At 57.4% G+C, this 13575-nt stretch carries 13 protein-coding genes and 2 tRNA genes; 1 reads left to right on the top strand and 14 read right to left on the bottom strand.

Annotated features, from left to right (window positions below; all coding sequences use genetic code 11):
* Window positions 1-73: 73 nt before the first annotated feature.
* The 13 genes from rpsO to rlmE form a co-directional block, all read right to left on the bottom strand.
* Window positions 74-343, bottom strand: coding sequence for a 30S ribosomal protein S15 (gene rpsO, locus EDY99_RS23430; RefSeq protein ID WP_004933502.1), 270 nt, complete (start codon window positions 341-343; stop codon window positions 74-76).
* Window positions 344-467: 124 nt separating this feature from the next.
* Window positions 468-1412, bottom strand: a complete 945-nt coding sequence (gene truB / locus EDY99_RS23425) for a tRNA pseudouridine(55) synthase TruB (RefSeq protein WP_033641660.1) — start codon at window positions 1410-1412, stop codon at window positions 468-470.
* Window positions 1412-1822: a 30S ribosome-binding factor RbfA gene (gene rbfA / locus EDY99_RS23420; protein WP_004933508.1), complete on the bottom strand. Its 411-nt coding sequence runs from the start codon at window positions 1820-1822 to the stop codon at window positions 1412-1414. Before rbfA ends, truB begins: the two co-directional genes overlap by 1 nt.
* A gap of 70 nt (window positions 1823-1892) precedes the next feature.
* The gene (gene infB, locus EDY99_RS23415) at window positions 1893-4583 is read right to left on the bottom strand and encodes a translation initiation factor IF-2 (protein WP_019453339.1); all 2691 of its coding nucleotides are present in this window, start codon (window positions 4581-4583) and stop codon (window positions 1893-1895) included.
* Window positions 4584-4606: 23 nt separating this feature from the next.
* Complete coding sequence (nusA, locus tag EDY99_RS23410) at window positions 4607-6115, bottom strand: transcription termination factor NusA (protein ID WP_004933514.1); 1509 nt, start codon at window positions 6113-6115, stop codon at window positions 4607-4609.
* Between the two features lie 21 nt (window positions 6116-6136).
* Window positions 6137-6589 carry a ribosome maturation factor RimP gene (gene rimP, locus EDY99_RS23405; protein ID WP_033644179.1) on the bottom strand — a complete coding sequence of 151 codons (453 nt, stop codon included), beginning with the start codon at window positions 6587-6589 and terminating at the stop codon, window positions 6137-6139.
* A gap of 217 nt (window positions 6590-6806) precedes the next feature.
* Window positions 6807-6883 (bottom strand) — tRNA-Met (locus EDY99_RS23400).
* Between the two features lie 60 nt (window positions 6884-6943).
* Window positions 6944-7030: transfer RNA gene (locus EDY99_RS23395), tRNA-Leu, on the bottom strand.
* Between the two features lie 70 nt (window positions 7031-7100).
* Window positions 7101-7436, bottom strand: coding sequence for a preprotein translocase subunit SecG (gene secG / locus EDY99_RS23390; RefSeq protein ID WP_004933519.1), 336 nt, complete (start codon window positions 7434-7436; stop codon window positions 7101-7103).
* Window positions 7437-7656: 220 nt separating this feature from the next.
* Window positions 7657-8994 (bottom strand): phosphoglucosamine mutase, encoded by a 1338-nt coding sequence (gene glmM, locus EDY99_RS23385; protein WP_033651476.1) that lies wholly within the window; start codon window positions 8992-8994, stop codon window positions 7657-7659.
* 4 nt (window positions 8995-8998) lie between these two features.
* Window positions 8999-9835 carry a dihydropteroate synthase gene (folP, locus tag EDY99_RS23380; RefSeq protein WP_042783532.1) on the bottom strand — a complete coding sequence of 279 codons (837 nt, stop codon included), beginning with the start codon at window positions 9833-9835 and terminating at the stop codon, window positions 8999-9001.
* A gap of 92 nt (window positions 9836-9927) precedes the next feature.
* Window positions 9928-11859 carry an ATP-dependent zinc metalloprotease FtsH gene (gene ftsH, locus EDY99_RS23375; RefSeq protein WP_004933529.1) on the bottom strand — a complete coding sequence of 644 codons (1932 nt, stop codon included), beginning with the start codon at window positions 11857-11859 and terminating at the stop codon, window positions 9928-9930.
* 56 nt (window positions 11860-11915) lie between these two features.
* The gene (rlmE, locus tag EDY99_RS23370) at window positions 11916-12545 is read right to left on the bottom strand and encodes a 23S rRNA (uridine(2552)-2'-O)-methyltransferase RlmE (protein WP_004933533.1); all 630 of its coding nucleotides are present in this window, start codon (window positions 12543-12545) and stop codon (window positions 11916-11918) included.
* Between the two features lie 143 nt (window positions 12546-12688).
* Here rlmE and yhbY point away from each other — a divergent pair, with 143 nt between their 5' ends.
* Entirely contained in the window at window positions 12689-12982 is a 294-nt protein-coding gene (gene yhbY / locus EDY99_RS23365) for a ribosome assembly RNA-binding protein YhbY (RefSeq protein WP_004933536.1), read from the top strand.
* A 112-nt stretch (window positions 12983-13094) separates the two neighbouring features.
* Here yhbY and greA read toward each other — a convergent pair whose 3' ends face one another.
* Window positions 13095-13571, bottom strand: a complete 477-nt coding sequence (gene greA, locus EDY99_RS23360) for a transcription elongation factor GreA (RefSeq protein WP_004933539.1) — start codon at window positions 13569-13571, stop codon at window positions 13095-13097.
* Window positions 13572-13575 lie beyond the last annotated feature (4 nt).

Here is a 13575-nt window from a genome sequence, read left to right as displayed (position 1 = left end):
ATTAACCTGATTTGCTTATGCTTCCTAGAAGAAAGGGGCCAAAATAGGCCCCTTTCCACTGAAACTTGCTAGATTAGCGACGCAGACCCAGACGCTCGATCAGGCTGGTGTAACGTGCTACATCTTTACGCTTCAGGTAGTCCAGCAGCTTACGACGCTGAGAAACCATACGCAGCAGACCACGACGGCTGTGGTGATCTTTTTTGTGCTCGGAGAAGTGGCCTTGCAGATGGTTGATCTGCGCAGTCAGCAGGGCAACCTGAACTTCGGTAGAACCGCTGTCGTTAGTACCACGACCGAAATCAGCTACGATTTGAGCTTTAGCTTCAACACTTAGAGACATTGTAATACTCCAGATTATAGATAATAAAAACAGGCGCCGATCTCTAATTCAGCAACCCAATGCATAAGCTGCGCCATTCTACTCTTAGCGCAGTGCGATCGCAAGGCGACGCAGTGCCCCGCCGTCAGTCGAAATGCTCGACCACCAGGCGGCGCGGCGCCACGCGACCATCCTCGGCGATGTCGCCAACGCCGATGAATTTCCGCTCTTCACCCTCGGTGATGCGCACCAGGCCGGATGCCGGCGCGCCGGCCACTTGCACCGGTTGCCCCTGCTTGACGTAACCCGCCACCACCGGCAGCAAATTCACTTCCGGATAGTTCTCAACCGGGCTGTCCATCGGCATCAGCAGCGGATCGAGCAGCTCACCGGGCGCGATCGCTTGTTCCTGCGCCTGCGCCACCAAGGCGTTCAGCTGTTCCAGCGTCACCATGCGCGCGATGGGATAAGTCGCCACCTGCAGGCGGCGCAGATAGATCACGTGCGCGCCGCAGCCCAGCAGCTCGCCGAGATCGTCGGTGATGGTGCGGATGTAGGTGCCTTTCGAGCAGTGAATCTCCAGCTCGAGTTCATCCCCTTCCCAGCGGATAAACTGCAGCTCGTACACCGTAATGCTGCGCGCTTCGCGCGGCACTTCGATGCCCTGGCGCGCATACTCGTAGAGTTTCTTGCCCTGGTATTTCAACGCCGAATACATCGACGGCACCTGCTGGATGTCGCCGCGGAAGGTGTCCAGCGCCGCGTCGAGCTGCGCCTGGGTGAAGTTCACCGGGCGTTCCTGCACGATCTGCCCGTCGGCGTCGGAGGTATCGGTACGCTGCCCCAGCTTGGCGATCACCCGATAGCGCTTGTCGGAATCGAGCAGGTATTGCGAAAACTTGGTCGCTTCGCCCAGACAGATAGGCAACATGCCGGTCGCCAACGGATCGAGCGCGCCGGTATGGCCCGCTCGGTTGGCGTTGTACAGACGTTTTACTTTTTGCAGCGCATCGTTGGACGACAACCCCTGCGGCTTGTCCAGCAACAGCACGCCGTGGATGTCACGGCCGCGGCGACGAGGGCGACTCATTAATCCTCCTTGTCATCGCCTGAGGCGGAACGGCGCTCTGCGTCGTTCTTCACCACGTTGGTCACCAGGTTGGACATGCGCATGCCTTCCACCAAGGAGTTGTCGTAAGCGAAGGTCAGCTCCGGCACCACGCGCAGGCGCATCGCTTTGCCCAGCAGGGTGCGGATATAGCCGGAAGCGTCCTGCAACGCTTTGATGCCGTTGGTGACCAGATCCGGATCGTGGTTCTCGGTCAGCACGTTCAGGAAGGTGACGTAAACCTTGGCATACGCCAGGTCGCGGGACACTTCCACGCCGGAAACGGTCGCCATGCCGACGCGCGGATCTTTCACTTCACGCTGCAGAATGATCGCAATCTCTTTCTGCATCTCTTGCGCCACGCGTTGACCGCGGCTGAATTCTTTTGCCATTTTGGATTCTCCAGACAAATCGGGGGGCACAAAGGCCCCCCGTAAACAGATATAAGCAGATGTGCAATCGTTAAGCGATGGTGCGTTGGATCTCAATGATTTCGAACACTTCGATCATGTCGCCGACGCGCACGTCGTTATAGTTCTTAACGCCGATACCACATTCCATGCCGTTACGGACTTCGTTAACGTCATCTTTGAAGCGACGCAGGGATTCCAGCTCGCCTTCATAGATAACCACGTTGTCGCGCAGTACGCGGATTGGGTTGTGACGCTTGATGGTCCCTTCGGTAACCATACAGCCGGCGATAGCGCCGAACTTAGGCGATTTGAACACGTCGCGCACTTCGGCCAGGCCGATGATCTGCTGCTTGTATTCCGGCGCCAGCATACCGCTCATCGCCTGCTTCACTTCGTCGATCAGGTTATAGATCACGGAGTAGTAACGCAGATCCAGGCTTTCCGCTTCGATCACGCGGCGCGCAGAAGCGTCGGCACGCACGTTGAAGCCCAGGATGATGGCGTTGGAAGCCGCAGCCAGCGTCGCGTCGGTTTCGGTGATCCCACCTACGCCGGAGCCGACAATCTTCACCTTCACTTCGTCGGTGGAGAGTTTCAGCAGCGAGTCGCTGATCGCTTCGCAAGAACCCTGTACGTCGGATTTCAGTACGATGTTCAGCTCGGACACTTCGCCGTCGGTCATGTTGGCGAACATGTTTTCCAGCTTGGACTTCTGCTGACGCGCCAGTTTGACTTCGCGGAACTTGCCTTGACGGTACAGCGCCACTTCACGCGCTTTCTTCTCGTCACGCACCACGGTCGCTTCGTCACCCGCTGCAGGCACGCTGGACAGGCCGAGGATTTCCACAGGGATAGACGGACCGGCGGAGGTCACTTCACGACCCAGCTCGTCACGCATCGCACGCACGCGGCCGTATTCGAAGCCGCACAGGACGATATCGCCCTTGTTCAGCGTACCTTCCTGAACCAGCACGGTAGCCACCGGGCCACGGCCTTTATCCAGGAAGGACTCGATCACTACGCCGCTCGCCATGCCGCTGCGAACCGCTTTCAGCTCCAGCACTTCGGCCTGCAGCAGGATGGCCTGCAGCAGCTCGTCGATACCGGTACCGGCTTTCGCGGACACGTGAACGAACTGCGCTTCGCCGCCCCACTCTTCCGGCATAACGCCGTACTGAGACAGTTCCTGCTTAACGCGATCCGGATCGGCTTCCGGTTTGTCGATTTTGTTCACCGCAACCACCAATGGCACCTGCGCCGCTTTCGCGTGCTGGATAGCTTCGATGGTTTGTGGCATCACGCCGTCGTCGGCCGCCACCACCAGAACCACGATGTCAGTCGCCTGAGCACCGCGAGCACGCATCGAGGTAAACGCGGCGTGGCCCGGGGTGTCCAGGAAGGTGATCATGCCGTTCTCGGTTTCTACGTGGTAGGCACCGATGTGCTGGGTAATGCCGCCGGCTTCGCCCGCCGCCACTTTGGTGGAGCGGATGTAGTCCAGCAGAGAGGTTTTACCGTGGTCAACGTGGCCCATGATGGTCACGACCGGCGCGCGCGGCTCGGCCGCAGCGCCCGTATCACGGTCGCTCATCAGCGCTTCTTCCAGCTCGTTTTCACGACGCAGGATAACTTTGTGGCCCATCTCTTCGGCAACCAGCTGTGCGGTTTCCTGGTCGATAACCTGGTTGATGGTGGCCATGGCGCCCAGTTTCATCATCACTTTGATGACCTGAGAACCTTTGACCGCCATCTTGTTGGCCAGCTCGGCCACGGTGATGGTTTCACCGATCACCACGTCACGGTTAACCACCTGCGCCGGCTTGTTGAAGCCCTGCTGCAGAGCGCTAGGCTTGCGTTTGCCGCCTTTGCCGCCACGGGTAACGGCACGCGCTTCTTCGCGATCCGCTTTGGATTCGGACAGCTTGTTGCCTTTCTTCTGCTTGGTGGCTTTGCCGCCGCGGGTGCGGCTGCGACGATCGCCTTCAACTTTGGCGTCGTTTTCATCTTCAGCGGCACGGGCGTGCTGAGAGGTGGTCACGTGATAGTCGGCGCTTTCAACCGCAGCGCTAGCCGCGTCGGCCTGGGCCCACTTCTCGCCGTTCTCTTCGGCCATGCGACGGGCTTCTTCCGCCACGCGCTTGGCTTCCTCTTCAACCTTGCGGCGCACTTCCTCTTCCGCTTTACGTTTCAGTTCAGCGGCTTCGGCTTCACGGCGTGCTTTTTCCGCCTGAGCTGGCTTGGTCATTTCGTCGGTATGTTGATTGGTCACTTTTTCTTTTTCCGCTGAATTACGCTTAGCAATCTCCGCGGCCTCACGTTTGGCTTGCTCTTCGGCTGCGCGCTTCGCTTCCGCTTCGCGTTTTGCGAGCTCTTCCGCTTCGCGCCGTGCCTGCTCTTCCGCTTCACGCTGTGCCTGCTCTGCCGCTTCAGCCAACTGGGCTTCCTGCGTATCGCGATTTACATAAGTGCGTTTCTTGCGGACCTCAATTTGCACCGATTTACTTTTACCGCCGGTGCTCGGGATATTCAAGGTGCTGCGCGTTTTGCGCTGCAAAGTGAGTTTACCCGGCGCGCTGCCGTGTTCACGGTTCAGGTGCGCCAGTAATGTTTCTTTTTCTTGCTGGGTAACAGAGTCCGACTCGGACTTGTTGATCCCTGCATCAGCAAACTGCTGTACCAGGCGATCAACCGGAGTCTGAATCTCTGCTGCCAGCGATTTTACGGTTACATCTGTCGTCATGCTGTTCCTTCCTGCTACAGTTATTACGCGTTGTCGCCAAACCAACAGATATTGCGTGCAGCCATGATCAGCTCGCCGGCTTGCTCATCGCTAAGCCCTTCAATATCAGCCAGATCGTCAACACCCTGCTCGGCAAGATCTTCCAGCGTACAAACCCCACGCGCGGCCAGTTTAAAGGCCATGCTGCGCTCAAGACCCGGCAGGTTGAGCAAATCGTCGGCCGGTTTGTTGTCGCCCAGGCTTTCTTCTTGTGCCAGGGCCAGCGTGGTCAATGCAGCTTTGGCGCGTTCGCGCAATGCTTCAACCGTATCTTCATCCAGACCGTCGATTTCCAACAGCTCTTTGATCGGCACGTAGGCCAGCTCTTCCAGCGTGGAGAAGCCTTCTTCAACCAGTACGGTGGCGAAATCTTCGTCGATATCAAGATACTTGGTGAAGGTATCAATAGCGGCATGAGCCTCGGCCTGGTGCTTGGCCTGCAGGTCGTCCGCCGTCATCACGTTCAGTTCCCAACGATCGTCGCCGCGGTGTTGTTTCAGCAGCTGGGAAGCCAAACGCACGTTTTGGCCGTTACGGCCGATCGCCTGCGCCAGGTTGCTGGCTTCAACGGCGATATCCATGGTGCAGTTATCTTCGTCTACCACGATCGACGCGACGTCGGCCGGCGCCATGGCGTTGATGACGAATTGCGCTGGGTTATCATCCCACAGGATGATATCGATGCGTTCGCCGCCGAGCTCGCTCGACACGGCCTGAACGCGCGCACCGCGCATACCTACGCAGGCGCCGACGGGATCGATGCGCTTGTCGTTGGTTTTCACTGCAATTTTCGCACGGGAGCCTGGATCGCGGGCTGCCGCTTTAATCTCGATCACTTCTTCGCCGATTTCCGGCACTTCGATGCGGAACAGCTCTTTCAGCATTTCCGGGCTGGAACGGCTGACGAACAGCTGCGCGCCGCGAGCTTCGGGACGTACGGCATACAATACGCCGCGAATGCGGTCGCCCGGACGGAAGTTTTCGCGCGGCAGCATGTCTTCACGGCCAATGACCGCTTCGGCGTTGTTGCCCAGATCCAGCGCGATGCTGTCACGGTTCACTTTCTTCACCACGCCGGTGACGATCTCACCTTCGTGTTCACGGAAAGCGTCGACCACCATCGCACGCTCGGCCTCGCGCACTTTCTGCACGATAACCTGCTTGGCGGTTTGGGTGGTAATGCGGTCGAAGGTCACGGATTCGATCTGATCTTCGACGTATCCGCCGAGCTCGATGCTCGGATCTTCAAACTGAGCGGCTTCCAGCGTGATTTCACGCGTCGGCTGAGTCACTTCGTCTACGGCGACCCAACGGCGGAAGGTATCGAAATCGCCGGTTCTGCGGTCAATGCTGACGCGCACGTCGATTTCCTGCTCGTATTTTTTCTTGGTTGCGGTGGCTAATGCAGTTTCCAGCGCTTCGAAAATCTTCTCGCGCGGAAGGGATTTTTCATTGGAAACTGCTTCAACAACAGCCAGAATCTCTTTGTTCATCCTAGTTGCCTCTTCCAAACTTTAAAAGTGGGGTACCAGGTTCGCTTTCTGGATGTTGCTCAGCGCGAACACTTCATCTTTCCCTTCCACAGTAACCGTGATCATCTCGCCTTCGACAGACTTGATAATACCCTGCCACTTGCGACGGTTCTGTACCGCCATGCGCAGGACCAGGCTGACTTCTTCACCGAGGTAACGCGTATAGTGTTCTGCGGTGAACATCGGGCGATCAAGGCCAGGAGAGGAGACTTCCAAGTTGTAAGCGACCGTGATTGGATCTTCGACGTCCAATACAGCGCTGACCTGGTGGCTGACATCAGCGCAATCATCAACATTGATGCCGTTATCACTATCAATATAGATGCGGAGCGTCGATTGGCGCGCACGAATGAATTCGATGCCTACAAGCTCAAAGCCCAACGCTTCTACCGGTGCCGAAAGCATCTCTGTTAACTTTTGCTCTAATGTGGACAAGCCCACCCCCAAGACATAAAAAAAGGGCTAAATAGCCCAGTGATTCTGTTGCCAAATAACAAAAAACCCCGAAAAATCGGGGCTTTATGCAACTGGACCCTGTTTGCCGCTAGGCGGCCTCGGTACAACTTTCGAGCAAGTGTCATTTTCAAATGTTGATCGAGAAAAGCGGGTTTCAATCGAAAAGTGTATTTGAAAATAAACACTTAAAGGAAAGTGGTTGCGGGGGCCGGATTTGAACCGACGACCTTCGGGTTATGAGCCCGACGAGCTACCAGGCTGCTCCACCCCGCGTCCGAAAACGTGGCAAATACTACGCCGATAATCGCAAAATTGCAAGTTATCTCTGGGATTTGGTACCGAGGATGGGACTCGAACCCACAAGCCCGTTAGGGCACTACCACCTCAAGGTAGCGTGTCTACCAATTCCACCACCTCGGTACTGATTCTTACTGCTAACGGCCGTTGTTCTTTCGAGTTCACAACCACCGTTTTCAAACTTTGTTGCGGCTTACTGCGGGATATCGCTGCTCGGCTTGGCTGGTGCCGCCGGCGCGGTCGTCTGCTCAGTTTTCACTGGCTGACCCAGGTTTTCCCACTCGCTGCCTTTCTTGCTCTGGTTGCTGCTGAGGTTGCCCAGAATCAGACTGATGACGAAGAACAACGTCGCCAGCACAGCAGTCATGCGGGTCATAAAGTTACCGGAACCACTCGAACCGAACAATGTGCCTGATGCACCTGCTCCGAAAGAGGCTCCCATATCAGCGCCTTTACCTTGCTGCAACATAATCAGAGCAACCAGCCCGATTGAGATCAGCAGGAAAATTACCAGAAGAGCTTCGTACATAGTAGTACCCGTATCCTTGCGGCCTTACCGCATGCCAAATGCTTCACACTCATCAAGCAGGCGTTTTTATAAACTGCCTACTGAAGCGGGTGTGAATACTAACCAAAGCCGCCAACCCGCGCAAGGGCAATTTGCAGCCGCCGGCGCGTTTGCGGAAAAAAACGCCAACAATCGCCTGTTCGGGCTCAGCGATGCCAAGCCCGGCGGCTAACTGTCTGTTTTAACCTGCGGATTTCACCGCGTCGGCGATGCGATGCGCCAGCGCGGTCACCTGCTGCTCGTCTTCGCCTTCCACCATCACGCGGATCAGCGGCTCGGTGCCCGATTTGCGCAGCAGCACCCGGCCGCGGCCGGCCAGCTCGGCCTCCACCTGCTCGGTGACTTTGCGCACTGCATCAGACTCCAGCGGATTGTGCTCGCCGGCGAAGCGCACGTTGACCAGGATCTGCGGCAGCAGCTTCATGCCGCTGCACAGGTCATGCAGGCTCATGTGGTTGCGCACCATGGCGGTCAGCACCTGCAGCCCGGCCACGATGCCGTCGCCGGTGGTGGTTTTGTCCAGCAGGATCACATGGCCGGAGTTTTCCGCGCCGATGCGCCAGCCCAACTCCTGCAGCTTCTCCAGCACGTAGCGGTCGCCCACTTTGGCGCGAGCGAACGGAATGCCCAGCTGTTTCAGCGCCAGCTCCAACCCCATATTGCTCATCAGTGTGCCGACCGCGCCGCCGCGCAGCTGGCCCTGACGCAGGCCTTCACGGGCGATGATGTACAGGATCTGGTCGCCGTCCACCTTGTTGCCCAGGTGATCCACCATCATTACGCGGTCGCCGTCACCGTCGAACGCCAGGCCGACGTGCGCTTTTTCCTTCAGTACGCGCTCCTGCAGCTGACGCACATCGGTAGCGCCGCATTTTTCGTTGATGTTCATCCCGTCCGGCTCAACGCCGATGGCTATCACCGTGGCGCCCAGCTCGCGCAGCACGCTCGGCGCGATGTGATAAGTCGCGCCGTTGGCGCAGTCAACCACGATTTTCAGCCCCTTCAGGCTCAGCTCGCTCGGGAAAGTGCCTTTGCAGAATTCGATATAGCGGCCGGCGGCGTCGATGATACGGCTGGCTTTACCCAGCTCGGCGGACTCTACGCAGGTCAGCGGTTTTTCCATCTCGGCTTCGATCGCCTCTTCGACGTTGTCCGGCAATTTGGCGCCGTCGATCGAGAAGAACTTGATGCCGTTGTCATAGAACGGGTTGTGCGAAGCGGAGATGACAATGCCCGCTTCCGCGCGGAAGGTGCGCGTCAGGTAGGCCACCGCCGGCGTAGGCATCGGCCCAGTGAAGGAGGCGGATAATCCGGCGGCCGCCAGGCCGGCTTCCAGAGCGGACTCCAGCATATAACCGGAGATGCGCGTATCCTTACCGATGATGATCTTGCGGGAACCGTGACGCGCCAGCACTTTACCGGCCGCCCAGCCCAGTTTCAGCACGAAGTCCGGCGTGATGGGGCTGTCCCCGACCTTGCCTCGGATGCCGTCGGTGCCAAAATATTTGCGCTCGCTCATGTCTCTACTGTCCTTTAGCTGAAAGTGTTGCCTCGACGACACGCATCGCCTCGACGGTTTCTTTAACGTCATGCACTCTGACAATCTGCGCCCCCTGCATCGCCGCGATCACCGCGCAGGCCACGCTGCCGATAACCCGTTGATCCGGCGGCACGTTCAGCAGTTGTCCAATCATCGATTTGCGCGACATGCCGACCAACAGCGGCAAACCGAAACGATGAAATTCCGACAACCGGGCCAGAAGCTGATAGTTGTGCGCCAAATTTTTACCGAAACCGAAGCCTGGGTCGAGCAGCAATTTCTGATTTGTTATCCCCGCCTCGTTACAGCGCCGGATATGGTGCTCGAAAAACGTCTGAACGTCGGCGATCAGATCGTCGTAGTGGGGCGCCTGCTGCATGGTGCGCGGCTGCCCCTGCATGTGCATCAGGCAGACCGGCAAACCGCTTTCCGCCGCCGCCGCCAGGGCGCCCGGCTCCTGCAGCGAACGGATGTCGTTGATCAAGTGTGCGCCGGCGTGCGCCGATTCGCGGATCACACCCGCTTTCGAGGTATCGACCGAGATAAAGACTTCAAAGCGCTGCGCCAGCGCTTCCACCACAGGCACGACCCGCTCAAGCTCCTCCTCTTCGCTCACTTCCGCCGCCCCCGGCCTTGTCGATTCGCCGCCGATATCAATCATCGTGGCGCCGGCCGAAATCAGCGCATGCGCATGTACCAGCGCCTGGTTCAGGGTGTTGTGGCGGCCGCCGTCGGAAAACGAATCCGGCGTCACGTTGAGGATGCCCATCACCTGAGGATGGGAGAGATTGAGCGTCATGTCGCGCACGGTTAACTGCATGGTTGGTCCACCTTACTGTTGCCTGGTTCACTGCCCGCCGGGCAAAAAAAAACCCCGGCATGCCGGGGTTTGATGTTATTACACAGCCGCTGTTACTTGTCGAGCTGTTCGGACATGGTGTTGCCCGGCGTTGGGGTGCGCGGCTCATCTACCGGCGTCGGGGCTTTCGGGGTGCCACCGTTGTCGGAGCTGTTGCCTTTGTTCGCATCGTCCCAGCCCGCCGGCGGACGCACGTCTTTGCGGTTCATCAGATCGTCGATCTGCGGCGCATCGATGGTTTCATACTTCATCAACGCATCCTTCATCGAGTGCAGGATGTCCATGTTTTCCATCAGCAGCGAGCGAGCACGCGTGTAGTTGCGTTCGATCAGCGACTTCACTTCCTGGTCGATGATACGCGCGGTTTCATCCGACATGTGCTTCGCCTTGGCCACGGAACGGCCCAGGAACACTTCGCCCTCTTCTTCCGCATACAGCAGCGGCCCCAGCTTCTCGGAGAAGCCCCATTGGGTCACCATGTTGCGGGCGATGGAGGTCGCCACTTTGATATCGTTCGACGCACCGGTAGAGACTTTTTCCGGCCCGTAGATGATCTCTTCCGCCAGACGACCGCCGTACAGGGTGGAGATTTGGCTCTCCAGCTTCTGACGGCTGGCGCTGATCGCATCCCCTTCCGGCAGGAAGAAGGTCACGCCGAGCGCCCGACCACGAGGAATGATGGTGACCTTGTGCACCGGGTCGTGTTCAGGAACCAGGCGGCCAATGATGGCGTGGCCCGCTTCGTGATACGCGGTCGACTCTTTCTGCGCTTCAGTCATCACCATGGAGCGGCGTTCCGCACCCATCATGATCTTATCTTTGGCTTTCTCGAACTCCACCATCGACACCACGCGCTTGTTGCCGCGGGCGGCGAACAGCGCCGCTTCGTTGACCAGGTTGGCCAGATCGGCACCGGAGAAGCCCGGCGTACCGCGCGCAATGACGGAGGCGTCGATGTCAGCCGCCAACGGCACGCGGCGCATGTGCACCTTCAGGATCTGCTCGCGGCCGCGCACGTCCGGCAGCCCGACCACGACCTGACGGTCGAAACGGCCCGGGCGCAGCAGCGCGGGATCAAGCACGTCCGGACGGTTGGTCGCCGCGATGACGATGATGCCCTCGTTGCCTTCGAAACCGTCCATCTCAACCAGCATCTGGTTCAGGGTCTGCTCGCGCTCATCGTGACCGCCACCCAGGCCGGCGCCACGCTGGCGACCGACGGCGTCGATTTCATCGATGAAGATGATGCACGGCGCGGCTTTCTTCGCTTGTTCGAACATGTCGCGCACGCGGGATGCACCCACGCCGACGAACATTTCGACGAAGTCGGAACCGGAAATGGTGAAGAACGGTACCTTCGCTTCGCCGGCGATCGCTTTCGCCAACAGCGTTTTACCGGTCCCCGGCGGGCCAACCATCAGCACGCCTTTCGGGATCTTGCCGCCCAGCTTCTGGAAACGGCTCGGTTCGCGCAGGTATTCCACCAGTTCGCTCACCTCTTCTTTCGCTTCGTCACACCCGGCGACATCGGCGAAAGTGGTCTTGATCTGGTCTTCCGTCAGCATGCGGGCCTTGCTCTTGCCGAAGGACATCGCGCCCTTGCCGCCGCCGCCCTGCATTTGCCGCATAAAGAAGATCCAGACCCCGATCAGCAACAGCATCGGGAACCAAGAGATAAAGATAGAAGCCAGCAGGCTCGGCTCTTCAGGCGGCTCGCCGACAACTTTCACATTCTTCGTTAACAACGTATCCAGCAACTTAGGATCGTTGACAGGGATGTAGGTCGTGTATTTGTTACTGTCTTTCTTGGTAACGTTAATTTCACGTCCGTTGATTCGCGCTTCGCGAACCTGGTCCTGGGTCAGTTCGGACATGAAGGTAGAGTAATCCACCCTACGGCCATTCGACTCGCTGGGCCCAAAGCTCTGGAATACAGACATCAACACTACCGCGATGACTAACCAGAGAATTAGGTTTTTCGCCATGTCACTCAAGGGATTAACCTCATCTTACAACTGTGTTAACAAACAGCGTTAGGGTACTACAGTTTGCGCCCTGTCGCTACAATGTACACTTCGCGCGAACGGGCGCGGGAAGCGTCTGGCTTACGAATCTTAACCTTCGTAAACAGGGAGCGAATTTCCCGTAGGTACTCGTCAAAGCCATCTCCCTGGAACACCTTCACCAGGAAACTTCCGCCTGGTGCGAGGACATCACGACACATATCCAGCGCCAACTCCACCAGATACATCGACCTTGGAATATCGACCGCCGGGGTGCCACTCATATTCGGGGCCATATCGGACATGACCACCTGAACCTTACTCTCGCCTACTCGTTCCAACAGTGCCTTCAGCACCAGTTCATCACGAAAATCGCCCTGAAGGAAATCGACGCCAACGATAGGATCCATTGGCAAAATATCACAGGCGATGATGCGCCCGGTACCGCCGATTTGGGTGACCACATACTGCGACCAGCCGCCCGGTGCGGCGCCCAAGTCAACCACGGTCATGCCCGGTTTGAACAGTTTGTCGCTCTGCTGTATTTCATCAAGTTTAAACCAGGCACGGGAACGCAGTCCCTTTTTCTGCGCCTGCTGTACATATTTATCGCTAAAGTGTTCTTGTAACCAGCGACTGGAGCTAGCCGAACGCTTTTTATTAGCCATCTCGTTTTCCAACTATCATAAAAAGAGTCTTATGTCAGGGTCGCTGCTCACGTAGACTCACACCGGTGAAGACCGATTTGGTGATATACATGAGATGGCGGTAGAATGTACCGTTTTCAATCCCAACTTAAGCAAAAAAGACAATGAATCTGAATAATAAACAAAAACAGCACCTGAAAGGCCTGGCGCATCCGTTAAAACCGGTGGTGATGCTGGGCAATAACGGTCTTACCGAAGGGGTGCTGGCTGAAATTGAACAGGCTCTGGAGCATCATGAGCTGATCAAGGTAAAAATCGCCGCTGAAGATCGCGAAACCAAGACCCTGATCGCCGACGCTATCGTGCGTGAAACGGGCGCCTGCAATGTGCAAGTTATCGGCAGTACGCTTATTCTTTACCGCCCGTCGAAAGAGCGCAAGATCAGTCTACCGCGTTAATAACCATCAGGTTAACGAAAAGGTGCCATGCGCCTGACCAAGATAAAAGGCCGCTTGCGGCCTTTTTCCTATCTTTACAAAACGTTGGCGCATTAATGACCAACGGTCCCGATCAGAGATACTCGACCTTCAGGATCTCGTATTCCACGTCGCCGCCTGGGGTTTTGATCACCACCACATCGTCTTGCTCTTTGCCGATCAGGCCGCGCGCCATCGGCGAGTTTACCGAAATCAGATTTTTCTTGAAATCGGCCTCATCGTCGCCAACGATGCGGTAAGTCACTTCTTCTTCGCTGTCCAGATTCATCACCGATACGGTGGCGCCGAAGATCACCCGACCGGTGTTCGGCATCTTGGTGATGTCGATCACCTGAGCATTGGACAGCTTGGCTTCGATTTCCTGAATGCGGCCTTCACAGAAACCCTGCTGTTCGCGGGCGGCATGGTACTCGGCATTTTCTTTCAGGTCGCCGTGTTCACGCGCTTCAGCGATATCCGCAATGATTTTCGGGCGGCGCACGCTTTTCAGATATTCGAGCTCTTCGCGCAGTTTTTCAGCGCCAAACAAGGTCATCGGAATTTGGTTCATCGTA

Source organism: Serratia sp. LS-1 (genome assembly GCF_003719595.1).
Classification (GTDB): domain Bacteria; phylum Pseudomonadota; class Gammaproteobacteria; order Enterobacterales; family Enterobacteriaceae; genus Serratia; species Serratia ureilytica.
The sequence above is the reverse complement of the archived record's forward strand: the minus strand, read 5'-3'. Positions and strand labels throughout refer to the sequence as shown.